The organism is Phenylobacterium sp. (assembly GCF_004297125.1).
GTDB lineage: Bacteria > Pseudomonadota > Alphaproteobacteria > Caulobacterales > Caulobacteraceae > Phenylobacterium.
Genome location: NZ_SCVD01000014.1, coordinates 27792 through 54408, shown reverse-complemented (window position 1 = coordinate 54408; position 26617 = coordinate 27792). Strand labels below are relative to the sequence as shown.

Sequence of the window (26617 nt, the reverse complement as noted above, 5' to 3'; positions counted from 1 at the left end):
CGTTTGCAGCGTATTGGGCGAACATGGCGGACAAGGTTTCCAAGGACGCGGTCGAGGCGCTGCAAGGGCGGCTGTTCGACGGCATGACGATCATGGCGGGCGGCTTCGGGCTGTGCGGCATCCCCGAGGTCCTGATCGCGGCGATCCGCGAGTCCGGCGTGAAGGACCTGACGGTCATCTCGAACAACTGCGGGGTCGACGGCTTCGGCCTGGGCGTGCTGCTGGCCGGCGGCCAGATCCGCAAGATGATCTCGTCCTACGTGGGCGAGAACAAGCTGTTCGCGGAGCTCTACCTGTCCGGCAAGCTGGAGCTGGAGTTCAACCCGCAGGGCACCCTGGCCGAGCGCATCCGCGCCGGCGGGGCGGGCGTCCCTGCTTTTTATACCAAGACCGGCGTCGGCACCCTGGTGGCCGAAGGCAAGGAGGTCCGCGAGTTCGACGGGGAGCTCTATGTCATGGAGCGCGGCCTGACCGCCGACCTGTCGATCGTGAAGGCCTTCAAGGGCGACCGCGAGGGCAACCTCGTCTACCGGATGACCGCGCGGAACTTCAATCCGATGATGGCCACCGCCGGCAAGACCTGCATCGCCGAGGTCGAGAAGATCGTCGAGACCGGGACCCTGGACCCGGACAACATCCATACCCCGGGCATCTTCGTCGACCGCATCGTCGAGGGCGTCCACGAGAAGCGCATCGAGCAGCGCACCGTCCGCAAGCGGGAGATCGCTTAAATGGCCTGGACCCGTGACGAGATCGCCGCCCGCGCCGCCAAGGAACTGCGCGACGGCTTCTATGTGAACCTGGGGATCGGCATCCCGACCCTGGTGGCGAACTACATCCCGACCGGCATGCATGTGACGCTGCAGAGCGAGAACGGCATGCTGGGCATGGGCCCGTTCCCCTATGAGGGCGACGAGGACGCCGACCTGATCAACGCCGGCAAGCAGACGATCACCGCCCTGCCCTCCAGCTCCTATTTCTCCAGCGCCGACAGCTTCGCCATGATCCGCGGCGGCCACATCGACCTGTCGATCCTGGGGGCCATGCAGGTGGCCGAGAACGGCGACCTGGCCAACTGGATGGTGCCCGGAAAGATGGTCAAGGGCATGGGCGGGGCCATGGACCTGGTGGCGGGCGTCAAGCGCGTCGTGGTGGTCATGGAGCACACCGAGAAGACCGGCGCGCCCAAGCTGCTCAAGGCCTGCACCCTGCCGCTGACCGGCCAGGGCGTGGTGGACGTGGTGGTCACCGACCTCGGCGTCTTCGACGTCTCCCGGGGCAAGAAGCCGCTCACCCTGCTGGAGATGGCTCCGGGCGTCACCCTGGACGAGATCCGGGCCAAGACCGAGGCCCCGTTCCAGGTGGCGGAGAAGGTCGCGGCCTGATTTTTCCCTCCCCTTCCTGGGGAGGGTGGCTCGAGCGAAGCGACGAGACGGGTGGGGATCTCACGTCCACGCTCAGAGCTTGCGTCCGCATTCCCCACCCTGCTCGCCTCCGGCGAGCTGTCCCTCCCCATTAAGGGAGGGACAGCAGGCCTTGAAGCCGCCACGGCAATCCTCACGTAATGTCCTGTTGGCGCTTGCCGGGCGGGCAAGACCTGAGGAACGTTGAAGTCCATGAAGATCCTGACCTTCGCCGCGACCGCCGCGGCCGCGAGCCTGCTCGCCTCGGCCGCGCCGGCCGCCGCCACCAAGACCGCCGTGTTCGCCGGCGGCTGTTTCTGGACGGTGGAGAAGTTCTTCGAGGAGACGCCGGGGGTGAAGGCCGCCGTCTCCGGCTATTCGGGCGGCACGTCGTCCAGCCCCACGTACGAGAACCACTCGGGCCACCTGGAGGCCGTGAAGGTCACCTACGACCCGGCCAAGGTCAGCTATTCGCAGCTGGTGGACGTGTTCTACCACCACATCGACCCCACCGACCCGACCGGCCAGGTCTGCGACAAGGGTCCGTCCTACCGCACCGCCATCTTCGCGGGGAACGCCCAGGAGAAGGCCGTCGCGGACGCCGCGAAGGCGAAGTACGAGAAGCAGCTCGGCGCCCGGATCACCGTGACGACGCGCAACGCCGCGCCGTTCTACAACGCCGAGGGCTATCACCAGGACTTCTACAAGAAGAACCCGGCGCACTATGAGCGCTACCGGGAGGGCTGCGGCCGCGACCGGGTGCTCAAGGTGATCTGGGGAGGCCGGTGACGCCGTCGCGCGGGCGAGGGTTGAACCCCTCGCCCACGAACATCTCCACGCGGCGCTTGTGACGGCGGTCCAGCCAGACACTGCCGATCTCCAGGCCAGATGACCTGGCGAAGTCGGCCTCCATCTCGGCCCGGCGCCAGCCCTCGTAGGACACCATCAGGACGCGGCGGCCGATGGCCGGGGTCAGCGGCGCCGTCGTCTCGGCCTGGTTGCGCGGCCCCTCCATCAGCAGCCAGCTCGCCAAGGGCGGCCGGAACGCGAGCCGGTCGCGGCCGTAGTAGCTGATCGCGTAGAACAAGAAGCGGTTGTTGACCGCGATGGCGGTGAGGCCCGGTTCGCGCCGGGCGCGCTCCAGGATCAGGTCGGTGGTCTGCGACCAGCCGCGGGCCCGCTTCAGGCCGTTGGCCAGGCCCGCCTTGTCCGCCAGGCCGGGCGACATCACCGCCGCCAGGAAGAAGGTCGCCACCGCGCCCTGGATGACGAGGGCGGCGATCAGCCACCGCTTCGCCCGCCAGCGCATCAGCCAGGCGGCCACCAGGATGGCGCCGGCCAGGTAGCCCGCGCCGGACCAGTTGGCGTTGGCGCGGCTGATGAAGGCCTGGGCGGTGACGATCACCAGCGGCGGCAGGGTGAAGCACAGCAGGGTCAGGTCGTTGGCGCTGAGCGTGCGGCGGCGCACCGCCAGCACCAGGCCCACGATCAGCGCCCCCAGCGGGATCGGGCCGAACACCCCGAACTGCGAGACGACGAACGCAGCCATCTCGGCGACGTTGAAGAGCTGGACCCCGCTCCAGGCGGCGTTGGCGGCGGTGTGCTGGAAGGTGGCGAAGTCGTGCGCGGCGTTCCAGGCGAGGTTCGGCGCCATGACCGCCGCCAGGGCCGCGCACGCGGCGGCGGCGGCCGGCAGGCTCCAGGCCGCCCGGGCGCGGGGCGACAGGGCCAGATGGACGCCCAGGCCGACCACGAAATAGATCGCCGCATACTTCGACAGGAACGCCAGGCCCAGCGCCGCGCCGAGCCCCGCGGCCAGCAGGATGCGCCGGCGGCCCTGCGCCTCCAGCAGCGTCACATAGGCCAGGATGGTCAGGCCCAGGAAGAACAGCAGCGGCGCGTCGGTGGCGGCCACCAGGGCCGAAAGCTGGATGCCCGGCATCAGGCCGTAGAGCGCCGCGGCCGCCAGGCCGACCGCCCCGCCGTACAGCCGGCGTCCGATCAGGAAGACCGTCATGGTCGCGCCGGCCTGGAAGAGGCAGGCCGAGAGCCGCACCCAGGCCTCGGCGTCGCCGCCGATGGCCGTCGTCGCCCAGATCGCCCAGGCGATCACCGGAGGTTTCGAATAGTAACCGAAGTCGAGCGTGCGCGACCAAAGCCAGTACTGGGCCTCGTCCGGATAGAGTTCGAGCGGCGTACGGAACAGCGCCACCAGCCGCGCGAGAGTCAGGGCCGCGGTCAGCAGGGCCGCCGAACGCAGGTCGCCGGCGGAGCTTTGCGGCCTTAGGTTTTGCGACATTTCGACCCTCGAACGCCGCGAAACCTAAAGTGCGCTGCCCGTATCGCAAGCATACTGATGCCTTTTCGCCGCACTGTGACAGTCTCGGCCCGACCGTCGTAAAACAGTCACCAACTACCTGATTTTTGGCGCTATAGGGGCCACGAAGACTCAGGGGGCGCCGAGGGGCGTCCCGGGGATTGGGTCTGTGGAAGGGGCTACTGAATGAATATCAAACTGAGCCGCGCGCTTTGCGCGACCACGGCGCTCGCCACCGGTCTGCTGCTCTCGAGCCAGGCGCTCGCGCAATCCACCGGTACGGCGATCGTCGAAGAGCTGGTCGTCACCGGCTCGACCGGTCCGAAGAACCTCGACGGCGCCATCGTGGCGGAGCGTGAACCCAAGTCGCGCGCGTCGATCACCGAAGAGTTCATCAGCCGTCAGGCTCCGGGCCAGTCGGTGCTCGACACCATCAACCTGCTCCCGGGCGTGAACTTCACCAACAACGACGCCTTCGGCTCGGCCGGCGGCGACATCACGATCCGCGGCTTCGACGGCCAGCGCATCGCGCTGCTGCAGGACGGCCTGCCGCTGAACGACAGCGGCAACTACGCGATCTATTCGAACCAGCAGCTCGAATCCGACCTGGTCTCGCGGGTGACGGTGAACCTGGGCACGACCGACGTCGACAGCCCCACCGCCGCGGCGGCCGGCGGCACGGTCAACTACATCACCAAGCGCGCTTCGAAGGAATTCGGCGTCCGCGCCGAGGTCGGCTTCGGCAGCGACAACTTCCAGCGCTACTACGGCACCATCGAGACGGGCGAGATCGGTCCCTGGGGCACCCGTGCCTGGTTCTCCGTGCTGAAAACCAGCAACGACCTGTTCAAGCCGCACGACTCGTCGACCAAGCCCAAGGGCGAGATCGACAAGGTTCAGTATAACTTCCGCATCGACCAGGACTTCGGCGATGTGGGCCAAGCCAGCCTGATGGCCACCTACAACGAGAACCGCAACAACTTCATCAACCGCATCAGCAAGGCCCAGTTCGATCGTCACGGCGTCCTGGCCAACGGCCAGCCGGAAAGCCTCGTCTCGCCCACCGTCTGCTCCCGCCCGACGCCGGGCGCGGGCGCGCAGAGCGAAAACACCGCCGCGTTCCCCTGCCCGACCGGCTACTACGATTTCAACATCAACCCGTCGAACACCGGCAACATCCGCGGCCTGTCGAGCTGGAACCTCAGTGACCAGCTCACCCTGACCGTCGACCCCGCGTTCCAATACACCCTGGCCAACGGCGGCGGCGTGCAAGCGTTCTCGGAAACCGACCGCCAGCTGCGCGGCAACTCCACGGCTGCCGGCGTCGACCTGAATGGCGACGGCGACATCCTGGACTCGGTCTACCTGTACCGTCCCAACACGACGAACACCCGTCGCTACAACCTGACCTCGTCGCTGATCTGGAAGTTCGCCGACAACCAGAACATCCGCGTCGCCTACACCTTCGACAAGGCTGAGCACCGCCAGACGGGCGACGCCGGCTTCGTGGGTCAAGACGGCACGGTCGAGAACGTGTTCGGCGGCAAGGACGGCGAAGGCCGTCGGATCGAGCTCCCCGACGGCACCAACCTGCGCCGCCGCGACCGTCTGTCCGAAGCCCAGCTGCACCAGGTCGCCGCCGAGTACCGGGGCAAGTTCCTGGAAGACAAGCTGCTGGTTAACGTCGGCGTGCGGGCCCCGTTCTTCAAGCGCGACCTGAACAACTTCTGCTACCAGCGCGACACGTTCAACGCCTACTGCACCACCCAGGTGGGCACGCCGGTTGCCGGCACCGACGACGGCCAGGGCCGGCCGCTGGTGACCTTCCCGGCGTCCGCGCTGAACTCCAACGCCGCGTTCCAGTACGGCCAGCCGCGCAAATTCACGCGCAAGTATGACGACGTCCTGCCGAACGTGGGCGTCAGCTACGACGTCACCGACAGCCTGTCGGTCTTCGCCAGCTATGCCGAGACCCTCTCGGCGCCGCGCACCGACGACCTCTACGGCCAGAAGGACGTGGATCCCGGTCCGGAAAAGGCCAAGGCCTACGACGTGGGCATGCGCTACCAGAGCGGCCCGTTCCTGGCCTCGCTGGCGGTGTGGCGCAACGACTTCTCGAACCGCATCGAGCGCGTGTTCGACGAGGCCGCCGGCATCGCCTTCTCGGCCAACGTCGGTGACGTGGAGCTGATGGGCTTCGACGGTCAGGTCGGCTTCAAGCCCACCGACGAGCTGTCGCTCTACGCTTCGATCGCCTACGTCGACTCCGAGATCCAGAACAACATCCCGGGCGAGAACGCCGGCCAGATCCTGCAGACCAAGGGCAATCAACTGTACGAAACGCCGAAGTGGCAGGGCGGCGTTCGGGTCCAGTGGGATCCGATGGAGCAATTGAGCCTGGGCGTTCAGGGCAAGTTCGTCGGCGACCGCTACACCAACCTCACCAATACCGAGCAGTTCAACGGCTATACGCTGTGGGACGTGGATGCGCGGGTGAAGCTGGACACGTTCGGCCTGAAGAACACCTATCTCCAGGGCAACATCCGCAACCTGTTCGACGAGCGCTATCTCGGCGACATCTCGACGAACCTGGGCCCGGGCACGGCCCTGGCCCAGCCGGGCTACCGCCGCACCTTCGTCCTGACCCTGCACGTCGAGTACTAAGACCGGCAGGTCCGGGACCGGACTTCGCGAGGGGGCGGCCGCAGCGATGCGGCCGCCCTTTTTCGTTTGTGGGCGGCGCTTGACGCAGGTGAGCGCCGGGGCCACATGCGCGCGGCTTTGGAGGTCGGACCCAGAATGAGCTTCGTCGTTCCCGCGGAATGGGCGCCCCACAAGGCGATGTGGGTGGGTTTCCCCAGCCATGCGGAGCTGTGGGAGGACAACCTCGGGCCGGCCCAGGCCGAGGTGGCGGCCCTGGCGCGAGCGCTGGCCGGTCCCGGCGGCGAGCAGGTCAAGCTGATGACCGGCCACCCGGACGGCGAGGCCGCGGCCCGCGAACTGCTGGGCGGGGTGGCCAATATCGAGATCGTGCCGGGCGCCTTCGGCGACATCTGGCTGCGCGACACCGGCCCGATCTTCGCCGAAGGCCGCGCGCACGGCTTCCGCTTCAACGGCTGGGGCGGCAAGTACGAGCTGGAGCACGACGACACGGTCGCCGCCCAGATCGCCCAGGCCGCGGACGCGGAGCTGGTCGCCCACGACTTCATCCTGGAGGGCGGCGCGGTGGACCACGACGGCGCGGGCACGGTGCTGACCACCGGCCAGTGCCTGCTGAACCGCAACCGCAACCCCGGCTGGACCGAGGAGATCGCCACGGCCGCGCTGGCCCGGAGCCTGGGCGCGAAGAAGGTGCTGTGGCTGGGCGAGGGCCTGGTCAATGACCACACCGACGGCCACGTGGACAACCTGGCCCGCTTCGTCGCCCCGGGGACGGTGGCGATCCCCGTGGCCTGGGGCAAGGGCGACCCGAACGCGCCCGCCTTCGACGATGCGGCCCGACGGCTGGCCGAGATGACGGACGCGGACGGACGCAAGCTGAAAGTGGTGCGCATCCCCTCGCCCGGCTGGATCGAGGGCGAGGACAAGCGGCCGGTCCCGGCCAGCCACATGAACTTCCTGATCGCCAACAAGGCGGTGATCGTGCCGCTCTACGCCGACCAGCCCGGCCAATTCGCCGTGGGCGCGCTAAAGGAGGTGTTCCCCGATCGCGAGGTGATCGGCCTGCCGTCCACCGCCATCCTGACCGGCGGCGGGTCCTTCCACTGCATCACCCAGCAGGAGCCGGCCTGATGTCGCGAACGATCACCGTCGCCGCCCTGCAGGCCTCGTATGGCGAGGACCTGGCGGCCAACATCGGGAAGACCGAGGCCCTGATCCGCGAGGCGGCCGCTGACGGCGCCCAGGTGATCCTGCCGTCCGAGCTGTTCCAAGGGCCCTACTTCTGCGTGGCCCAGGAGGAGCGCTGGTTCGCCACCGCCCATCCGTGGCGCGAGCACCCGTGCGTCACGGCCCTGGCGCCGCTGGCCAGGGAACTAGGCGTGGTCCTGCCGATCTCGATCTTCGAGCGCGAGGGGCCGCACTATTTCAACAGCCTGGTGATGGTGGACGCGGACGGCAGCCTGATGGGCGTCTACCGCAAGAGCCACATCCCCGACGGTCCGGGCTATATGGAGAAGTACTACTTCCGGCCCGGCGACACCGGCTTCAAGGTCTGGGACACCCGCTTCGGTCGGATCGGCGTCGGCATCTGCTGGGACCAGTGGTACCCGGAGTGCGCGCGCGCCATGACCCTGATGGGCGCCGAGGTGCTGCTGTACCCCACAGCCATCGGCTCGGAGCCGCACGACCCCACCCTGGACACCGCCGCGCCCTGGCGCCGCGCCATGCAGGGCCACGCGGTGTCGAACGTGATCCCCGTGGTCGGCGCCAACCGCACGGGCTTCGAACCGTGGGAGGGCTATCCCAACGGCGGCCAGCAGTTCTACGGCTCCAGCTTCATCGCCGACCACCGCGGCGACCTCGTGGCCGCGCTGGGCCGCGAGGACGAGGGCGTGCTGAAGGCGACCTTCGACCTGGACTTCCTGACCGCCCACCGCGCCGCCTGGGGCTTCTTCCGCGACCGCCGCACCGACCTCTACGGCGCGCTGACCGGGCCCCGGCCGGCGTGATCGAAACGGGGCGCCTGATCCTGCGGGCGTTCCGCGAGGACGACCGCGCGCCGATGGCCGCGATCAACGCCGATCCGCGCGTCAACGAATGGCTGGGCGGCCCGATCAGCGCCGTCCAGACCGACGCCACGATCGAGCGGGTGAACGCCCAGATCGCGCAGCACGGCTACGGCTTCTTCGCCGCCGAGCGGAGGGCCGACGGCAAGCTGATCGGGATGATCGGCCTGCAGCGGGTGCGCGACGAGTTGCCGCCCGCGCCCGGCGTGGAGCTGGGCTGGCGGCTGACGCCCGAAGCGCAAGGGACCGGCCTGGCCACCGAGGGGGCCGCCGCGGTCCTGGCCTGGGGTTTCGCGAACCTCGGCCTCGATGAGCTGATCGCCTTCACGGCCCACAACAACTTCCGCTCCCAGGCCGTCATGCGCCGCATCGGCATGGCCCACGATCCGGCGAGGGATTTCGATCACCCGGTGCTGGCCGAGGATCACCCCTTGCGGCGGCATGTCGTGTTCGTGGCGAAGCGGCCGGGGACCTGATGGCCGAAGCCGCGTCGGCGGCGCCCAAGCGGCTCGGCCAGGCCACTTGGCCGCCCAACTACGTAAAACCCCTGATTGCAGCGACTCACCTGTCGGTAGAGCTTGGCTGCTCCAGTAGTAGAGCTTCCCACGCTGTACTCGTCATCCGGGGCCCCGCCTGATGCACGACGTCCTCTTCCACCGCTTCCGCGCCAGCAAACGTACGCGGACGCGCCGCCGCGCGCTCCCGAGGGGCTACGGCCTGCTCCTGGCGGTGGCGGTCTCCCTCGGCCTGTGGGGTTGCATCATCTGGGCCGTCGCGTGGGCGTTCGGATGGACGTGAGGCCTGCCCTCTGGAGCGCCATTCGCTCCGATTGAATCGGATCTGCGCTCCAGGCCTTTGCCTTGTCGCGCTTTCTGGCGGCGAACCGGTATCCACTTCGCCGGAAAGCGCTCTAGCCGGAACACCCCGCCGGCTTCACCTTCGCCGCGGCGATCTCGCGCCTCGCCGCCGCCATGTCGGCCTGGAAGGCCGGCTCGGAATGCAGGCGCGCGACCATGGCGGCGCCCAGGCTGCGGCCCGCCTCGACGTCCGAGGGGAAGTGGACGCCGCAGATCACACGGCTCTCGCCGGACTCGCGGCCGAGGGTCAGCAGCGGATCGGCCTTCGCGGGCTTGAGCTCGGCCAGGACCAGGCCCCACGACCAGGCGACCATGGCGTGGCCGGACGGATAGGACGCGTTGGTCTTCATCCAGTCCTCGCGCGGCACGCACAGCGGGGCGTCGTTGCCGATCAGCGGGCGCTTGCGGTCGTAGAAGTCCTTGGCCGGCGTGCCGACCGTGCGGGCGTCCAGCTCGATCTTGTGCAGGATCCTCCAGGTCGCCGGCGTCTGCCTGTCGTTCAGGTCGACATCCATCGCGCAGGAGAAGCGTTTCAGCGCCCCGCCGCCCCACAGGTCGTTGTCCTGGATCGCCGTCTTCCAGCGTGGCGAGCCCTCCAGCTTGCGCGTGTCCTCGAACGTCGCCCGGTCGGCCTTGCCGTGGGCCGAGTCCGGCGCGGGCGGCGGGCCCAGGATCGCCCTGCCGTCCAGCGGGTTGGTGGCGAAGTAGCCGGCGACCTTGGCGGGCGGCGAGCCCATGGACGGGTCGTCGGCCCGGCTCGGCGCCGAGGCCGAGGCGCAGGCGGACAGGGCGCAGACCGCCGCGGCGGTCAGGAGATGTCGGATCAAAGCTTGGGTCCCACTCAGCTTCTAAGGACGGTCTTGCCGTTCTTGATGACGGTCACGCCACGCTCCTTAACCCGAGCCTCGAACGAGATCACGTTCCCGTCGCGCCACAGGTCGACCGTGATGGTCTCGCCCGGGAAGACCGGCGCCGAGAAGCGCACCTGGTGGCTGGCGATGCGTTCGGGGTTCCAGTCCACGATCTCCTGCAGCACGGCGCGGCAGGTGATCCCGTAGGTGCAGAGGCCGTGGAGGATCGGGCGCGGAAAGCCCGAGCGCCGGGCGCTCTCCGGGTCGGAATGCAGGGGGTTGCGGTCGCCGTTCAGGCGGTAGAGCAGCGCCTGGTCCTCGCGGGTGGCGATGTCCACGGAGATGTCCGGCTTGCGGGCCGGCACGGGATGCGGCTCGGGCGCGCCTTCCGACGGCCCGCCGAAGCCGCCGTCCGCGCGGCAGAAGCTGGAGCCGGTCAGGGTCACGACCTTTTCGCCGGCCTCGTCGCGCCAGATGGTCTCGCTGACCAACACCGCGCCCTTGTCCTTGCCCTTGTCGAAAGCGCCGATGGTGCGGCTCTCGGCGGTGAACGTGCCCGCGCTCGGCAGCGGCCGGTGCAGTTCCACCTTCTGCTCGCCGTGGACCAGCATCAGGTAGTTGGGCGCGCTGGGGCGGTGGCCTTCCTTGGTCGGCAGCGGCTCGCCGCGGCCCGAGGCCAGCACCGTGGCGGCGGTGGGCACGACCTTCAGCCCCTTCTCGTAGACGAAGGCCAGCTCGGTCTCGTTCATGGGGTCGGCGCCCAGGCCGATCCCAAGGGCGTAGAGCATCACGTCCTTGTCGCCGTAGCTGAAGGTCTTGGGCCTGGTCCCCTGGTCCAGGATGTCGGGATAGTAGATGGGCATCGCGCTCCCCGCTTTTTCGTCTCTGTTCTTGCTCCGCCGATTGAAGGGGCGGATGGCCGCGGGCGCAAGCGGCGCGCCGCATTTGCCGCCGGTATCCGGATCGGCTAGAGGAGGCGACCTCGCGCGCGAGACCCGGCCGCCGGCGTCCCCGCTCCACGATTTCGAAGGCTTGTTATGTCCGAGACCCAAATGCCCGCCGGCCAGCTGTCCGGGAACGTGCTGTTCTATTCCAAGCCCGAGCCGCTGGCGAAGGAGCTGCACTCCAAGATCGGCGTGAAGCGGATGGACGGACCCTTCAAGTTCGCCAAGGTCGGCCACGCCATCCCGCTGACCGTGGGCGAGTTCCCGCTGGCCGCCGTGACCGGCCCGATCATCTTCGTGGGCGACGAGAAGCTGCCGATCGCGGTGATGGGCCTGAACGCCGGCGAGAACATGTTCGTCAAGGACGACGGCACGTTCGAGAGCGGCATCTACATCCCGGCCTATGTGCGCCGCTATCCGTTCGTGTTCGCCAACGACGAGCAGAACAACCAGATGGTCCTGTGCATCGACCGCAACGCCGAGTTCATCGTCGACAAGGGCTATGACATGGCCTTCTTCGAGGCCAACGGCGAACCGACCGAGTACACGAAGAACTGCATCGAGTTCTGCAACAACTTCGAGGTCGAGCGTCAGCGGACGGTCAGCTTCGTGCAGATCCTCAAGGACCTGGACCTGTTCGAGACCAAGGAAGCCACCTTCACCCCGGCCAACCCGGACGGCACCCAGGGCGAGACCCAGAAGATCGCCGAGTACTTCGGCGTCTCGGAAGAGAAGCTGAACGCCCTGCCCGCCGCGAAGTTCGTCGAGCTGCGCGACAACGGCGCGCTCGGCCAGATCTACGCCCACATGCACTCGCTGGTCGGCTGGGACCGCATGATCGCGCTGGCGCTCACCAAGGCCGCCGCGCAGCAGCCGCAAGCCGCGAACGCCTAAGACCTTTCCTCCCTCCCCTTGATGGGGAGGGAAACTACCTCTGGAACACGCTCCGGGTCAGGCAGCTGAACACCAGCCTGCCTGCCTCGTCGAGCAGGTCGTGCTGGGCGATGACGATGCCCTTGCCGTCGCCGACCGGGTCCTTGGCCATCACCGTCATCCGCCCTCGCAGCAGTTCGCCGGCCGGTGGGTTGCGCATCCAGCGCAGCGCATCGACCCCCAGGCGCTTGGTCTGCGGCCAGTCGGTGGCGGCCACCGCATCCAGCCTGGCCCAGATCGCATAGACCATGGCGTCCGGCGCCCCGCGTTCCACAGCCCAGCCGGGCGCGAAGGCCGTCACGAACGCCTCCAGGGCCGCGGGATCCACCCCCGCCGCCCCCAGCGAAACCACCTGGCCGATGTCGATGTCGTCGAAGGAAGCGGGCACCCGGCGGAACTCCTGCTCGGCGGAAGACGCGATTCGTCGATCATGGCCCGCGAGGGGCCCGAGTCGAGCCCGCTTTGCGCTATGGACACAGGCACGCCATATAGCGCCCACAAGGCCGGCGCAGCTTGGGGTCATGATGCGGTTTCTGCTGGGCGCGATTTGCGCCCTCCTCTTCTCAAGCGTGGCGCTCGCCCAGCCGGTCAACACCGGCCACCTGACCGCCGAGCTGGTTTCGGCGACACAGGGGATCGCGCCCGGCCAGACGATCCACGTGGCGCTGCGGCAGAAGATCCAGAAGGGCTGGCACACCTATTGGCGGAACGCCGGCGACAGTGGCGAGGCCACCAAGCTGGTGTGGACCTTGCCCCCCGGCTGGAGCGCCTCGGGCTTCACCTGGCCCACGCCGCACCGCCTGCCGATCGGTCCCCTGACCAACTACGGCTACGAGGACGAGGTGCTGCTGCCGGTGGCGCTCACCGCCCCCGCCAACGCCCGGCCGGGCGAGACGGTGACGCTCAAGGGGGCGGCCGCCTTCCTGGTGTGCGCCGACATCTGCATTCCCGAGGACGCCGTCCTGACGCTGGCGCTGCCGGTGACGGACGGCCCGGCGCCCGCCGATCCCAAGTGGGGCGCGGCGATCGCCAAGACCCTGGCCGAGGCGCCCAAGCCCGCGGGCCTGACCGGCGCCTTCGAGAAGCAGGGCCAGGTCGTGAAACTGGCCATCACCGGCGCGGTGCTGAAGGGCGCCGACATGGCCGGGGCCTATTTCTTCCCGTTCTCCGGCACGGTCATCGACCATGCCAAGCCCCAGGCGATCGAGCGCGGACCGGACGGACTGACGCTGTCGATCGCCCCCGGCTACGACTTCCAGTCGCCGACCCCGCCCAAGGACCTGGCCGGAGTGCTGAGCGTCGGCGGCAAGGCCTACGAGGTGAGCGCGACGCCCGGTCCGCTGCCGGCCGCCGCCGCGGGCCTGGGCCCGCCGCCCGTGAAGCTGGCGGCGCCGGCCGGCGCCGCGAACCTGGGCCTGGCCTCGGCGGCCTTCTTCGCGCTCGTCGGCGGGCTGATCCTGAACCTGATGCCCTGCGTCTTCCCGGTGCTGGCCATGAAGGCCGCCTCCCTGGCCGGCCACGGCGGAGAACACGCCGAGGCGCGCCGCCAGGGCCTGGCGTTCGGGGCCGGCGTGCTGGTCACGTTCCTGGCGCTGGCCGGCCTGCTGATCGCCTTGCGGGCGGCGGGGTCCGCGGTCGGCTGGGGCTTCCAGCTCCAGGATCCGCCGGTGGTGGCGGGGCTGGCGCTGCTGATGCTGCTGGTGGCCCTGAACCTCTCCGGCGTCTTCGAGATGGGGACCTCGCTGCAAGGCGTGGGCACGGGTCTCGCCACCCGCGGCGGCCTGGCCGGCAGCTTCTTCACCGGCGCCCTGGCCGTGGTGGTGGCGGCGCCCTGCACGGCGCCCTTCATGGGTCCCGCCCTGGGCTGGGCCCTGACCCAGCCGCCGGTCGCCGCCCTGGTGGTGTTCCTGGCGCTCGCCATCGGGTTCGCCCTGCCTTTCGTGGCCGTCGCCTTCGTGCCCGGGCTGCTGGCGCGCCTGCCGCGTCCGGGCCCGTGGATGGACATCTTCAAGAAGGCCCTGGCCTTCCCGATGTACGCCGCCGTGGCCTGGCTGGTCTGGGTGCTGACTGTGCAGGTGGGGTCGGACGCGGTGCCGCGCATCCTGGGCGCCGCCGTGCTGCTGGCCCTGGCCGCCTGGATCGCCGGCGCCGCCCAGCGCCAGCACGCGATCGGCCGCCATCACGTGGGCCTGGCCGCGGCCGCGACCGTCCTGGGCGCCATCGCCATCGGCGGCGGGGCCATCTGGCCGGCCTATTCCACCGCCAGCGCCGCGGAATCCTCCGGCGAGGCCAAGCTGGACGACGAGGCCTATACGCCGCAGCGGCTGGCCTCCCTGCAGGCCGAAGGCCGGCCGGTGCTGGTCAACTATACCGCCGCCTGGTGTGTCAGCTGCCAGGTCAACGACCGGGTGGCGCTCTCCACCAACGCCGTGTCCGAGGCGCTGAAGCGCAACAACGCCGTCTACCTCAAGGCCGACTGGACCAGGCGCGACGGCGAGATCGCTGCGGAACTGGCCCGGTTCGGCCGGGCCGGCGTGCCGCTCTACCTCGTGTATGGCGCAAAGGGGGGCGATCCGGCTATCCTGCCGTCGATCCTGACCGAAGGCGTCGTGGTCAAGGCCCTGGACGCCGCCGGCCGGACGAGCTGACCCATTCCCCCTTCGAAGGAGCCGCACCGATGACCCGCTTCCTCGTCGCCTTCACCGCCGCCGCCGCGATCGCTTCGCCGGCGTTCGCCGCGCCGGTTCTCGGCCAGGCCGCGCCCGCCTTCCAGGCCGTGGACGCCTCGGGCAAGACCCGCTCGCTCTCCGAGTTCAAGGGCAAGACCGTGGTGCTGGAGTGGACCAACAACGGCTGCCCCTACGTCCAGAAGCACTACAACTCGGGCGCCATGCAGGGCCTGCAGGGCCAGGCGACCAAGGATGGCGTGGTCTGGCTGACGGTGATCTCGTCGGCGCCGGGCATGCAGGGCTACCTGACCGGACCCCAGGCCCGGCAGTGGAAGGCCGAGACGAAGGCCGCCTCCACCGACGTGCTGCTGGATCCCCAGGGAACGGTCGGCCGCGCCTACGAGGCCAAGACCACGCCGCACATGTACATCGTCGATAAGGCCGGCAAGCTGGTCTACATGGGCGGCATCGACGACAAGGCGTCGTCCGATCCCGAGAGCCTGAAGGGCGCCAAGAACTATGTCGTGGCCGCCCTGGCCGACGTGAAGGCCGGCCGCCCCGTGGCCCAGGCCGCCACCCGGCCCTACGGCTGCAGCGTGAAGTACGGTTCCGCCGACTAAAGAGGTTCCCTTGTCCAAGTCCGACGCCGCCTGGGCGGCCCTTTCCAAGGCCGCGGAGGCTGCGCGCGGCCGGCGTATCGACGCCCTGTTCACCGCCGAGCCGGAGCGGCTGGAGCGCCTGACGCTGTCGGCTGCCGGGCTCGACCTGGACCTCTCCAAGCACCCCTGGTCGCTGGCCGATCTCGCCGCCATGCTGGAGCTGGCGGCGGCGTCCGGCGTCGAGGCGGCGCGCGGCCGGCTGTTCGCCGGCGAGATCGTCAACGCCTCGGAGGGCCGCCCGGCCCTGCACATGGCGCTGCGGGCGCCGCAGGGCGCCGACTTCCGCGCCGACGGCGAACCGGTCTCGGCCGAGGTGGACGCCACCCGCGCCGCCATGGCCGCCTTCGCCGACGCCGTCCGCTCGGGCGCGAAGAAGGGCGCCACGGGCAAGCCGTTCCGGGCCATCGTCCACATCGGCATCGGCGGCTCCGACCTTGGCCCCCGGCTGGTCTGGGAGGCTCTGAAGCCGCTGGACCCGCAGATCGAGCTGCGGTTCGTGGCCAACGTCGATCCGGCCGAGCTGGCCCAGGCCCTCACCGGCCTGGATCCGGCCGAGACGATGGTCGTCACCGTCTCCAAGACCTTCACCACGCTCGAGACCCTGACCAACGCCGAAGCGGCCCGGTCGTGGCTGCGCGCCAGCCTGGGGCAGGCCTCGGATGCGCACCTCGTCGCCGTCTCCGCCGCTCCGGACAAGGCCCAGGCGTTCGGCGTGCCCGCCGACCAGGTGTTCGGCTTCTGGGACTGGGTGGGCGGCCGCTACTCAATCTGGTCGTCGGTCGGCCTCTCCTGCGCGGTGGCCCTGGGCTACGACGCCTTCGCCCGGGTGCTGGCCGGCGCGCGGGCGATGGACGATCACTTCCAGACGGCGCCGCTGGCCGCCAACGCCCCGGTGCTGCTGGCCCTGGCCCACGTGTTCAATCGCAACGGCCTGGGGCGGTCGATCCGCGCCGTCGTGCCCTACGCCCAGCGCCTGCGCCTGTTCGCGGCCTTCCTGCAGCAGCTGGAGATGGAGTCGAACGGCAAGCGAGTGACGGCCCAGGGCCTGCCCGTGCCGCATCCCACCGCCGCCAGCGTGTTCGGGGACGCCGGCACCAATGGCCAGCACGCGTTCTTCCAGCTCCTGCACCAGGGCGTCGATGTCGTCCCCGTCGACATCCTGGCGGTGGTCGAGGGCTCCGAAGGCGATCCAGCCGCCCAGACCAAGCTGCTGGCCAACGCCGTGGCCCAGGCCGAGGCGCTGATGGTGGGCCGCAGCGAGGCCGACGTCCGCGCCGAGCTGACCGCCGCCGGCAAGTCGGCCGCCGAGATCGAGGCCCTGGCGCCGCAGCGCACCTTCCCGGGCGACCGGCCGTCCAGCTTCATCCTGCTGGACCGGCTGGACCCGGAACGCCTGGGCGCCCTGGTCGCCCTCTACGAGCACAAGACCTTCGTCGAAGGGGTGCTCTGGGGAATAAACAGTTTCGACCAGTGGGGCGTGGAGTTGGGCAAGACCCTGGCGACGCGGGTGCTGGGCGAGCTGGAGGGCGGACCGGCCGGCGCGCACGACCCGTCCACGGCGGCCCTGATCGCGCGGTTGCGGGCCTGACGCGCGGCTTGCCCCGCCCTCGCAGCGCAGGTCATCTTTCCGTCATGACGCTCGCCACCCCGGCCGGCGCGGTCGCGAGACCGGGCCGCCACGACCACATCGTCGACTTGCTGATCGCCGAGCGGGCGCCACGGCTGGCGTCGGGGCCGCTGTGGCCAGTCCTGCGGCCGTTGCTCTACGCCCTGCTGGACTATCGCAAGGCGGTGCGCATGGCCGACGCCATCGCGCCCCTGCCCGGCCGTGCGGCCCTGGACCACATCTCGGACCTGTTGTCGCTGAAGGTGTCGGCAACGGACGTCGATCGGGTCCCGGTCGCGGGCCGCCTCGTCGTGATCTGCAACCACCCCACGGGCATCGCCGACGGCATCGCGGCGTTCGACGTCCTGAAGTCCGTTCGCCCGGACATCTGCTTCTACGCCAACGCCGACGCCCACCGGGTCTCGCCGGGCTTCGGCGAGGTGCTGATCCCGGTGGAATGGGTCGAGGCCAAGCGCACGCGGGAGAAGACCCGCGCCACCCTGACCCTGACGCGCGAGGCGCTGGAGGCCGAGCGGTGCCTGGTGATCTTCCCCGCCGGCCGGCTGGCGCGGCGGCAAGCGGACGGCCGGCTGGCGGAGTCCGACTGGATGCCCTCGGCCGTCTCCATCGCGCGGAAGTACGAGGCGCCGGTCCTGCCGATCCATGTGGACGGCCCCTGGTCGACGCTGTTCCACTTCTTCCACGGCTTCTCGGGCGAGCTGCGCGACATCACCCTCTTCCACGAGCTGTTGAACAAGCAGGGCCGCGCGTTCCGGCTGACCGTCGGCCACCCGATCCCGGCCGCGGCGCTGGAGGGCGATCCGGCCGAGGTGACGGCGCGGCTGAAGGCCCATGTGGAGCACGGCCTGGCGACGGACCCCGATCGGACCTTCGCATGATCGACCTGCCCGACGAGGCCGCCACGGCGCGGTTGGGGCGGGCGATCGCCGCGGCCCTGCGGCCGGGCGAGGCGGTCTGCCTTTCCGGTCCGCTGGGGGCGGGCAAATCGACGCTGGCGCGGGCGCTGGTGCGCGCCCTGACCACGCCGGACGAGGAGGCGCCCTCGCCCACCTTCACCCTGGTCCAGTTCTACGAAGGCCCGCGCCTATCGGTGGCCCATTTCGACCTCTATCGCCTCTCCGACCCAAACGAGGCCTATGAGATCGGCCTGGACGAGGCGCTGGACACCGGGGCGGCCGTGATCGAATGGCCGGAGCGACTGGAGGGAAACCTGCCGCCGGACCGACTCGATGTAGAGATCGAACTGGCCGGAAACGACGCGGGGGCGCGGCGCGCACGGCTCACCCCGCATGGCGCCTGGGAAGGACGTGGACTTGAGTTCTGAGCGTGAGGCCCTCAAGGCGCGCTTCCTCCGCGACGCAGGCTTCGCCGACGCCCGGCGCGAGCGGCTGTCCGGCGACGCCTCCACGCGGCAGTACGAGCGGCTGCATCGGGGCGACGGGGCGCGGTTCATCTTCATGGACCAGCCGCCGGCCGTGGAGAGCGTCGTCTGCCCGCCCGGCGCGACCGAGGCCGAACGCGTGGCCCTGGGCTACAACGCCGCCGCCCGGCTGGCGGCCGGCTCCGTCGCCGCCTTCGTCGCCACCGCCGGCTGGCTGCGCGACCACGGGCTCTCGGCGCCGCAGATCCTGGCCCACGACATCGACGCGGGCCTGGCCGTGCTGGAGGACTTGGGCGACGGGCTCTACGCCACCCTGATCGAGCAGGGCGCGCCCGAGACGCCGCTCTACGAGGCCGCCGTGGACGCCCAGGTGGTGATGCAGGCCGAGGCCCCGCCCGACGTGCTGCGCGCCGGCGACGTGGCCTGGCCGCTGCTCAGCTACGACACCCTGGCCCTGAAGATCGCCACCGACACCTTCCTGGAGTTCTGGCCGAGGTTCGCGGGCCTGGCGCCCTTCGGCGAGGCCGCCACGGCCGAGTGGGACGCGCTCTGGGCTCCCGTGTGGGTGGCTGGCGAGGCCGGCGCGTCGGTCTTCACACATCGCGACTACCATGCGCAAAACCTGCTCTGGCTGCCGGAGCGGACGGGCGTGGCGCGCGTGGGCATGGTCGACTTCCAGGACGCGCTGAAGGCGCACCCGGGTTGGGACCTGCTGCACCTGCTGCAGGACGCCCGCCGCGACGTTTCGCCCGAGCTGGAGGCCGCGATGCTGGACCGGTTCCTGGCGGCGAGCCCGCGCCTGGACCGCGAGGCGTTCCTGGCGGAGTACCGCGCTCTGGCCGCGTCCAACGCCGCCCGCATCCTGGGCCGGGTGTTCGCTCGCCAGGCGCTGCTGGGCCGCGAGCAATACAGGCAGTACATGCCGCGCACCTGGCGCTACCTGGAGCGGAACCTGCACGACCCGGACATGGCCGGCCTCAAGGCCTGGTTCGACCGCCACGTCCCGGCCGAGGCGCGGGCGTGAGCGCCGGCCCAAAGACCGCGATGGTGATGGCCGCGGGCCTCGGCACGCGCATGCGCCCGCTCACCAACACCATGCCCAAGGCCCTGGTCCCGGTGGCCGGCAAGCCGCTGATCGCCTACGTCCTCGACCCGCTGGTCGAGGCGGGGGTCGAGCGGATCGTCGTCAACGTCCATGCCCATGCGGACCAGCTCGAGGCCTACCTTCGCGCCCGGCGCGACGCGGAGTTCCTGATCTCCGATGAGCGCGAGGCCCTGCTGGAAACCGGCGGCGGCGTGAAGCATGCCCAGGCGCTGCTGGGCGAGGCGCCCATCTTCCGCTGCAACAGCGACTACGTCTGGCGGAAGGACGGGACGCCGATCCTGGCCGAGCTGATCGCGGCCTGGGATCCGAGCCGCATGGACTCGCTGGTGACGGTCGTGCCGAAGGCGCGCACGGTGGGCTTCGAGGACGTCCCCGGCGACTTCTTCCAGGACGAGGCCGGCCGGCTGGCCCATCGCGGCGATCGCGCCGACGCCCCGCTGTACGCCATCGGCATCGAGATCCTCGACCCACGCCCGGTCTACGCCGAGCCACGGTCGAAGTTCAGCCTGCGGGACATCTGGTTCCGCTCGTCCGACCTTGGCCGGCTCTTCGGCCATCGGGCCGAGGGCCTGTGGATGCAGGTCGGCGATCCCCGCGCGCTCGCGGCGGTGGAAGCCCGGCTCTCATGACCGCCGCCTTCTTCGAGCGGCCGGGCTCGCGCTGGTTCAACATCCCGGCGCACCGGCCGTTCGCGGAAGACCTGGCGCAGGGCCTCTACGACGCGCTGGCGCACCTGGGGCCGGAGGCCCTGGCCGACGCTGTCGTGCTCACACCCACTCGCCGCGGCGCCCGCGCCCTGGCCGACGCCTTCATCAAGGCCTCGGGCGGCAAGGCCGTCCTGCCGCCGCAGATGCGACCGCTGGGCGACCTGGAGGCCGGCGAGCCGCCGTTCGAGCCGGGTGACCTGGCCTTGGACCTGCCCGCGGCCATCGACCCGCTGCGCCGCCGGTTCGAGCTCACACGGCTGGTGGCGGAGCTGGAGGCGCATGTCCCGGGCGGCCTTGTCAGCGCCGGGGCGGCGCTGGAGCTGGCGGACGCGCTGGGCGGTTTCCTGGACGGCCTGCAGATCGAGGAGGTCGATGTCGGCGACCGGCTGGCCAGCCTGGTCGGCGCGGAGCTGGCCGAGCACTGGGAGGTCTCCCGCACCTTCCTGGAGAAGGCCCTGGCGCTGTGGCCGGAGCGGCTGAAGGGCCTGGGCGTGGCCGACGTCAGCGAGCGCCGCGTGCGCCTGCTGCGCCGCCTGGCCGAGCACTGGACCGACGCACCGCCCAAGGGCGTTCTGGTGGCCGCCGGCTCCACCGGCACGGCTCCGGCCACGCGCGCCCTGCTGATCGCCGTGGCGGCCGCGCCCAAGGGCGCCGTGGTGCTGCCCGGCCTGGACCAGGACCTGGCGGACAAGGCCTGGGCCAAGGTGGACGTGCAGCACCCGCAGGGTGCGCTGAAGCGGCTGCTGGACGAGGCGCGGGTCGCCAAGCGCGAGGTGTCGCTGTGGCCGGCCTCGATCCGCGCCGAGAGCGCGGGTCGCTGGCGCCGCAGGATCGTCAACGAAGCCCTGCGGCCGGCCGAAGAGACCGCCGACTGGCTGCAGGTGATCGAGAGCCTGAAGGCCGAGGACCCCAACGCCATCGTCGACGGCCTGAAGGGCCTGTCGCTGGTCACCGCCCGCACCGAGGAGGAGGCCGCCACCGCCACCGCGCTCCTGCTGCGCGAGGCCTTGGAGACGCCGGAGCGGACCGCGGCGCTGGTGACCCCCGACCAGGTGCTGGCCCGCCGGGTGACCGCCAAGCTGGCCCGCTGGGGCGTGGTCCCCGATTCCTCGGCCGGCGAGAGCCTGGCCGGGTCGCGGTGCGGCGTGCTGGCGGCCCTCGTCGCCCGCTCGGCCGTGGATTCCGTCGATCCGGTGACCCTGCTGGGGCTGCTGAAGCACCCCTTCACCCGCCTGGGCGGCTCCGCGGAGTTGGAGACCGCCGCCCTGCGTGGCCCCCGGGCCCGGACCTGGGACGAGTTGAAGGCCAAGGCCAAGGACAGCCTGCCGCTCGCAGAGCGCCTGGAGGTCATCGTCGCCGGCCTCGCCTGGGCCGACGAGGCCGAGAGCCCGGCGCTCGCCGCGCGCCGCACGGCCACGGCCATGGAGGCCCTGGCGGCGGACGAGGACGGCCGCACCGGCGACCTCTGGGTTGGACACGGCGGCGAGGCCATGGCGCGGCTGCTGGGCGCCCTGGTGCGCGAGGGCGACGCCCTGCCCCTGGTCACGCCGCGCCAGTTCGCCGACCTGCTGCAGCGGCTGATGGATGGCGAGACGGTGCGCTCGGGTGGGGCCACCCATCCGCGCCTGCGCATCCTGGGCGCCATCGAGGCCCGGCTGGTGCGCGCCGACCGGCTGGTGGTGGCGGGGCTGGAGGAGGGCGTGTGGCCCGGCGGCGCGCCGCTGGATCCGTTCCTGTCGCGGCCCATGCGCGAGATGCTGGGCCTGCCCTCGCCCGAGCGCCGCATCGGTCTGGCCGCCCACGACTTCGCCCAGGCCGCCTGCGCGCCCGAGGTGATCCTGTTGCACACCGAACGCCGGGAAGGCGCGCCGTCGGTGAAGTCGCGCTGGCTCTGGCGGCTGGAGACCCTGGCCAAGGGCGCTGGGCTGGCCATACCCGGTCGGACCGAGGTGCTGGACTGGGCGCGCAGCCTGGACGCCCCCGACGCCTACACCCCGATCGGCCGCCCCGCGCCGCTCCCCCCCGTGGCGCATCGCCCCCGCGAGCTGGCGGTGACCCGCATCGAGAGCCTGACCCGCGACCCCTACGCCGTCTGGGCGCGGGACATCCTGCGGTTCTATCCCATGGACCGGCCCGACGAGCAGGCCGACGCCCGCGCCCGCGGCACCGCCATCCACGCGGCGTTCGAGCGCTTCGCCGAGACCTATCCCGGCGACCTGCCCGACGATGCAGCGACCACCTTCGCGAATTTCTACCTCGAGGAACTGGTGAAAGCCGGCCTGCCGCACGAGGCGCTGGCGCGCGAGCAGGCGCTGGCCAAGGAGGCCGCCGAATGGGTCGCCGACCTGGAGCGCGAGCGGCGCGACGGGCGGAAGATCACCGTCGAGCTGAAGGGGACCCGGACCATTCAGGCGCCGGCCGGACCCTTCACCGTCACCGCCCGCGCCGACCGCATCGAAGTCACCGCCGACGGCCACGGCCATATCCTGGACTACAAGACCGGCAAGGCGCCCTCGAAGAAGGAGGTGGCCACCGGCTTCTCGCCGCAGCTCACCTTGACCGCCGCGATCCTGGAGGCCGGCGGGTTCCCCGAGCTCGGGCCGCTAAAGCCCGGCGACCTGACCTATCTGGAGATCACCGGCCGCAAGCCCGCCGGCAAGGTCGAGACCCGCGCCGCCGCGGGCGACGAGAGCGCCGAGGCCGCCGCCCGCGCCCTGGAGGGCCTGCACAAGCTGGTCGCCCGCTTCGACGACCCGGCCCAACCCTACCTGTCCCGCGTCGCGCCGCAGTTCGTGAAGGCGCGGATGAGCGACTACGATCACCTCGCCCGGGTGTTCGAATGGTCCACCAGCGGCGAGGAGGGCGAGGAATGAGCCTCGACCTGATCGACCGCCTGATCGACCCGCAGCGGCTCGCCGCCGATCCGGGCCTGTCGGCGTTCGTCACCGCCAACGCGGGCTCCGGCAAGACCAAGACCCTGATCGACCGGGTGGCGCGGCTGCTGCTGGCGAAGGCCAGGCCGGAGACGATCCTTTGCGTCACCTACACCAAGGCCGCCGCCTCGGAGATGCAGCGCCGGCTGTTCCAGGTGCTGGGCTCGTGGTCCGTGGACGACGACGCCAAGCTGCGGAAGACCCTGGCCGACCTGCAGGACCGCGCGCCCGAGAGCTATGACGCCGGCCAGCTTTCCGAGGCCCGCAGCCTGTTCGCCCAGGCGCTGGAGACGCCGGGCGGCCTGAAGATCCAGACCATCCACGCCTTCTGCGAGAAGCTGCTGCGGCGTTTCCCGCTGGAGGCGGGCGTCTCGCCGAGCTTCCGGGTCATGGACGACGCGGCCTCGGCCGCCGTGGCCCAGGCGGCGCGCCGGCTGGTGGCGCGCCATGCGATCGCGGCGGCCGATGCGGTCGCCGAGGCCTATGCCCGGTTCTCGGTGGCGCTGGACTTCCAGAGCTTCCAGGCGATGTTCGCCGACTTCGAGGCCCGCCGCGGCGCCCTGTCGGCCTTCCTGGCGCGCGAGGGCGGGCTGGAGGGTGCGACAGGCTGGGTCTGGCGGGCGGTGGACGTGCCGCGCGGCGCCGACCCCGAGAGCCTCGCCGCCGAGGCCATGGCGCGGCTGGACCGTGAGCTGTGGCGCGGGGCCGCCGACGTGCTCCGCCTGGGCGGGGTCACCGACCAGAAGTGCGCCGCCCAGATGGCGGTCGTCGCCGACGATCCGGGCGCGACCTTCGAACAGGCGCTGGCCGTGCTCTTCACCGAGAAGGGCGAGGGCGACGGGGTCAAATGGGTCGGCAAGACCAGCGGCCTGAAGGCGCACGAAGGTCTGCGGATCCAGCTCCTGGCCGAGCAGACCCGCCTGCATGACGCCCGCCTGCGGGTGCGCGCCGCCCAGGTCGCCCAGGACACGGTCTATGCCCTGACCCTGGCCAACGCCTATCTCGAGGCCTACCGCATCGAGAAGACGGCGGCGGGCGCGCTCGACTTCGCCGACCTGATCGAGAAGGCCTGCCACCTGCTGCGCGACCGGCCGGCGGCCTCGTGGGTGCTCTACAAGCTGGACGGCGGCATCGACCACATCCTGCTGGACGAGGCGCAGGACACGGCGCCGGACCAGTGGACCATCGTCAACGCGCTGAGCGAGGAGTTCTTCGCCGGGGCCGGCGTGCAGGGCGAGGCCCGCCAGCGGCGGCTGTTCGTGGTGGGCGACGAGAAGCAGTCGATCTATTCGTTCCAGGGCGCGCAGCCGGAGATGCTGATGCGCCAGTTCGAGTTCCACCGGGACCGCGCAGTGGGCGCCGGCTACCGTTTCGAGCGGGTGGACCTCCTGACCTCATGGCGCTCGACGCCGCAGGTGCTTTCCTTCGTCGACGCCGTCTTCTCGCCGCCGGACCTGGGGCAGGCGGTCCGCCCCCGCGACGAGCCCGACCCGGAGCCCGTCCGCCACGAGCCCGCCGCGTATCGAAAGGCCCATCTGGGGTGCGTCGACGTCTGGCCGCTGGAAGTCGAGAAGAAGGGCGAGGAGCGCGAGGCCTGGGACGCGCCGCTGGACGCCGAGCCCGAGGACAGCGCCAACCGCAGGCTGGCCCGCCGGATCGCGGGCGAGATCGCGGCGCTGATCGCCCGCGGCGACGCGGTCTACGACAAGGACCTGAAGGCCGAGCGTCCGGCCCATGCGGGCGACGTCCTGATCCTGGTGCGCCGCCGGCGCGCCCTGTTCGAGGAGATCCTGCGGGCGCTGAAGCATGCGGGCATTCCGGTGGCCGGCGCCGACCGGCTGGCCCTTTCCGAGCACATCGTCTTCGACGACCTGGTGGCCCTGGCCAGGTTCCTGCTGTTCCCCGGCGACGAGCTGACCCTGGCGGCGCTGCTGAAGAGCCCGTTCTGCGGCCTGACCGACGACAGCCTGTACGACCTCGCCCACGGCCGGGGGAAGGAGCCGTTGTGGACACGGCTGCAGCGGCGAGCGACCGAGCGGGCCGACTGGGCGGAGGCCTGCGGCTTCCTGGCCCACGCCCTGGCCGAGGCGAAGGTGCGCCAGCCGTTCGAGCTCTATTCGCGCCTGCTGGGCGTCATCGACGCCGAGGGCCGCTCCATGCGCCAGCGCCTGCTGCGCCGGCTGGGGTCGGAGGCCGAAGACGCCCTGGACGAGTTCCTGAACCAGGTGCTGGCCGCCGAGGCCCGCGGGGTCCACGACCTGGAGGCCCTGGCCGCCGAACTGGCCGGCCTGGACATCACCGTGAAGCGGGAGATGGAGGCCGAGCGGCGCGAGGTGCGGGTGATGACCGCCCACGGCGCCAAGGGCCTGGAGGCGCCGATCGTCTTCCTGCCGGAGACCACGCTCACCCAGACGGCGCGGGGCTCGCCGCTGATGCGGGTGCGCCACGACGGCGGCGACGGCTTCCTGTGGTGCTCGTCCTCGGCGCGCGACTGCGAGGCGACGGCGAAGGCGCGGGAGGACCGCGCGGTCCGCGAGGAGGCAGAGGCCTACCGCCTGCTCTACGTGGCCCTGACCCGGGCCCGCGACCGGCTGGTGCTGTGCGGCCGGGTGGCGGAGCGGACCGACCAGGCCAAGCTGCGCGGCTGGTGGGGTGCGATCCGCGACGCCCTGGCCCACGCCGACATCGCCGAGGGCGTGCGGACGGTGCAGAGCGGCGAGCTGTCGTTCGACCGCTTCGGGCCGGACCCGAAGGCCCTGGGCGCCCGGGCCGGCGTGGAGGTCACGACGGCCGCCCTGCCCGCCTGGACCGGCGCCGTGGCGCCGCCGGAGGCCTACGCCCGCTACGCCTCGCCCTCGGACCTGGGGGAAGGCGCCGCCGTGCCGGCCCCTTCGCCGCTGGCGGCCGCGCAGGGACTGGGCCGGTTCCGCCGCGGGGACCTGATCCACCGGCTGCTGCAACTGCTGCCCGACCTGCCGGCCGGCGAGCGGCCGGCGGGCGCCGCGGCCCTGCTGGCCCGCGAGGCCGACCTGACCGGGCCCCAACGCGCGGAAATGGCCGAGGCGGCCCTGTCGGTGCTGAACGACGCCCGTTTCGCCGAGGTGTTCGGGGCCGGTTCGCGGGGCGAGATCGCCGTGGCCGGGACCGCCGCCGCCCTGCCGCCGGGCCTAAGGATTTCTGGCCGGATCGACCGGCTGGTGGTGCTGCCCGACCGGGTGCTGGTGGTGGATTTCAAGACCAACCGGCCCTCGCCGGACCGCATCGAGGCGGCCGACCCGGCCTATCTGCGGCAAATGGCGCTCTACTGCGCGGTGCTGGCCGACATCTTCCCCAGCCGCCGCGTGGAGGCCGCCATCGTCTGGACCGATGGCCCGAAGCTGATGCCGGTTCCAGAAAACCTCGTCGCCCAAACCCTTGCCGAGCTCCGCCGTGACGGTTGATACAGGGTCGGGGGCCGCCTACATCGCGGACCTGAGAGGCGGCGTCGGGCATTCCGACGCGCCA

The 26617-nt window shown here is 71.0% G+C and carries 22 protein-coding genes; 18 read left to right on the top strand and 4 right to left on the bottom strand.

Features of this window, described 5'->3' with window-relative positions; all coding sequences use genetic code 11:
- Window positions 1-23: 23 nt before the first annotated feature.
- The 3 genes from EPO51_RS07060 (at window position 24) to msrA (ending at window position 2192) form a co-directional block, all read left to right on the top strand.
- Window positions 24-731: a CoA transferase subunit A gene (locus EPO51_RS07060; RefSeq protein WP_293347889.1), complete on the top strand. Its 708-nt coding sequence runs from the start codon at window positions 24-26 to the stop codon at window positions 729-731.
- Window positions 732-1385, top strand: coding sequence for a 3-oxoacid CoA-transferase subunit B (locus EPO51_RS07055; protein ID WP_293347886.1), 654 nt, complete (start codon window positions 732-734; stop codon window positions 1383-1385).
- A 231-nt stretch (window positions 1386-1616) separates the two neighbouring features.
- On the top strand, window positions 1617-2192 hold the full coding sequence (msrA, locus tag EPO51_RS07050; protein ID WP_293347883.1) for a peptide-methionine (S)-S-oxide reductase MsrA: 576 nt from the start codon (window positions 1617-1619) through the stop codon (window positions 2190-2192).
- Here msrA and EPO51_RS07045 read toward each other — a convergent pair.
- On the bottom strand, window positions 2167-3702 hold the full coding sequence (locus EPO51_RS07045; protein WP_293347880.1) for an ArnT family glycosyltransferase: 1536 nt from the start codon (window positions 3700-3702) through the stop codon (window positions 2167-2169). The two genes, msrA and EPO51_RS07045, sit on opposite strands and share 26 nt — an antisense overlap.
- A 204-nt stretch (window positions 3703-3906) precedes the next feature.
- On the opposite strand from EPO51_RS07045, the gene EPO51_RS07040 reads away from it, so the two are divergent.
- The 5 genes from EPO51_RS07040 to EPO51_RS07020 all read left to right on the top strand — a co-directional run bounded on the left by EPO51_RS07040 (window position 3907) and on the right by EPO51_RS07020 (window position 9245).
- Window positions 3907-6384, top strand: a complete 2478-nt coding sequence (locus tag EPO51_RS07040) for a TonB-dependent receptor (protein WP_293347877.1) — start codon at window positions 3907-3909, stop codon at window positions 6382-6384.
- A 135-nt stretch (window positions 6385-6519) separates the two neighbouring features.
- Complete coding sequence (locus tag EPO51_RS07035) at window positions 6520-7512, top strand: agmatine deiminase family protein (RefSeq protein WP_293347874.1); 993 nt, start codon at window positions 6520-6522, stop codon at window positions 7510-7512.
- A complete protein-coding gene (aguB, locus tag EPO51_RS07030) occupies window positions 7512-8390 on the top strand; it encodes an N-carbamoylputrescine amidase (protein ID WP_293347871.1) in 879 nt (292 codons plus the stop codon). Before EPO51_RS07035 ends, aguB begins: the two co-directional genes overlap by 1 nt.
- Window positions 8387-8923, top strand: coding sequence for a GNAT family N-acetyltransferase (locus EPO51_RS07025; RefSeq protein WP_293347868.1), 537 nt, complete (start codon window positions 8387-8389; stop codon window positions 8921-8923). Before aguB ends, EPO51_RS07025 begins: the two co-directional genes overlap by 4 nt.
- Before the next feature lie 160 nt (window positions 8924-9083).
- Window positions 9084-9245 carry a hypothetical protein gene (locus tag EPO51_RS07020; protein WP_293347865.1) on the top strand — a complete coding sequence of 54 codons (162 nt, stop codon included), beginning with the start codon at window positions 9084-9086 and terminating at the stop codon, window positions 9243-9245.
- A gap of 112 nt (window positions 9246-9357) precedes the next feature.
- Here EPO51_RS07020 and EPO51_RS07015 read toward each other — a convergent pair whose 3' ends face one another.
- Window positions 9358-10131 (bottom strand): acid phosphatase, encoded by a 774-nt coding sequence (locus EPO51_RS07015; protein ID WP_293347862.1) that lies wholly within the window; start codon window positions 10129-10131, stop codon window positions 9358-9360.
- A gap of 14 nt (window positions 10132-10145) precedes the next feature.
- On the bottom strand, window positions 10146-11018 hold the full coding sequence (locus EPO51_RS07010; RefSeq protein WP_293347859.1) for a MaoC/PaaZ C-terminal domain-containing protein: 873 nt from the start codon (window positions 11016-11018) through the stop codon (window positions 10146-10148).
- A 174-nt stretch (window positions 11019-11192) separates the two neighbouring features.
- Between EPO51_RS07010 and EPO51_RS07005 the strand changes: the two genes are divergently transcribed.
- Window positions 11193-11993 carry a SapC family protein gene (locus tag EPO51_RS07005; protein ID WP_293347856.1) on the top strand — a complete coding sequence of 267 codons (801 nt, stop codon included), beginning with the start codon at window positions 11193-11195 and terminating at the stop codon, window positions 11991-11993.
- Between the two features lie 34 nt (window positions 11994-12027).
- On the opposite strand, the gene EPO51_RS07000 is transcribed toward EPO51_RS07005, so the two are convergent.
- The gene (locus tag EPO51_RS07000; protein ID WP_293347853.1) at window positions 12028-12420 is read right to left on the bottom strand and encodes a hotdog family protein; all 393 of its coding nucleotides are present in this window, start codon (window positions 12418-12420) and stop codon (window positions 12028-12030) included.
- Window positions 12421-12553: 133 nt separating this feature from the next.
- Between EPO51_RS07000 and EPO51_RS06995 the strand changes: the two genes are divergently transcribed.
- The 9 genes from EPO51_RS06995 to addA are packed head-to-tail and all read left to right on the top strand — an operon-like array spanning window position 12554 to window position 26553.
- Window positions 12554-14680, top strand: coding sequence for a protein-disulfide reductase DsbD family protein (locus EPO51_RS06995; RefSeq protein WP_293347850.1), 2127 nt, complete (start codon window positions 12554-12556; stop codon window positions 14678-14680).
- Window positions 14681-14709: 29 nt separating this feature from the next.
- Window positions 14710-15321, top strand: a complete 612-nt coding sequence (locus EPO51_RS06990) for a thioredoxin family protein (protein ID WP_293347847.1) — start codon at window positions 14710-14712, stop codon at window positions 15319-15321.
- 10 nt (window positions 15322-15331) lie between these two features.
- Window positions 15332-16948 carry a glucose-6-phosphate isomerase gene (gene pgi, locus EPO51_RS06985; RefSeq protein ID WP_293347844.1) on the top strand — a complete coding sequence of 539 codons (1617 nt, stop codon included), beginning with the start codon at window positions 15332-15334 and terminating at the stop codon, window positions 16946-16948.
- A 44-nt stretch (window positions 16949-16992) separates the two neighbouring features.
- Window positions 16993-17865 (top strand): GNAT family N-acetyltransferase, encoded by an 873-nt coding sequence (locus tag EPO51_RS06980; protein WP_293347841.1) that lies wholly within the window; start codon window positions 16993-16995, stop codon window positions 17863-17865.
- A complete protein-coding gene (gene tsaE, locus EPO51_RS06975; RefSeq protein ID WP_293347838.1) occupies window positions 17862-18311 on the top strand; it encodes a tRNA (adenosine(37)-N6)-threonylcarbamoyltransferase complex ATPase subunit type 1 TsaE in 450 nt (149 codons plus the stop codon). Before EPO51_RS06980 ends, tsaE begins: the two co-directional genes overlap by 4 nt.
- Entirely contained in the window at window positions 18301-19392 is a 1092-nt protein-coding gene (gene amgK, locus EPO51_RS06970) for an N-acetylmuramate/N-acetylglucosamine kinase AmgK (RefSeq protein WP_465246593.1), read from the top strand. The genes tsaE and amgK overlap by 11 nt, the downstream gene beginning before the upstream one ends.
- Window positions 19389-20102 carry a nucleotidyltransferase family protein gene (locus EPO51_RS06965; RefSeq protein WP_293347832.1) on the top strand — a complete coding sequence of 238 codons (714 nt, stop codon included), beginning with the start codon at window positions 19389-19391 and terminating at the stop codon, window positions 20100-20102. Before amgK ends, EPO51_RS06965 begins: the two co-directional genes overlap by 4 nt.
- Window positions 20099-23053, top strand: a complete 2955-nt coding sequence (gene addB / locus EPO51_RS06960; RefSeq protein WP_293347829.1) for a double-strand break repair protein AddB — start codon at window positions 20099-20101, stop codon at window positions 23051-23053. The genes EPO51_RS06965 and addB overlap by 4 nt, the downstream gene beginning before the upstream one ends.
- Window positions 23050-26553 (top strand): double-strand break repair helicase AddA, encoded by a 3504-nt coding sequence (addA, locus tag EPO51_RS06955; protein WP_293347826.1) that lies wholly within the window; start codon window positions 23050-23052, stop codon window positions 26551-26553. Before addB ends, addA begins: the two co-directional genes overlap by 4 nt.
- The last annotated feature ends 64 nt before the right edge of the window (window positions 26554-26617 follow it).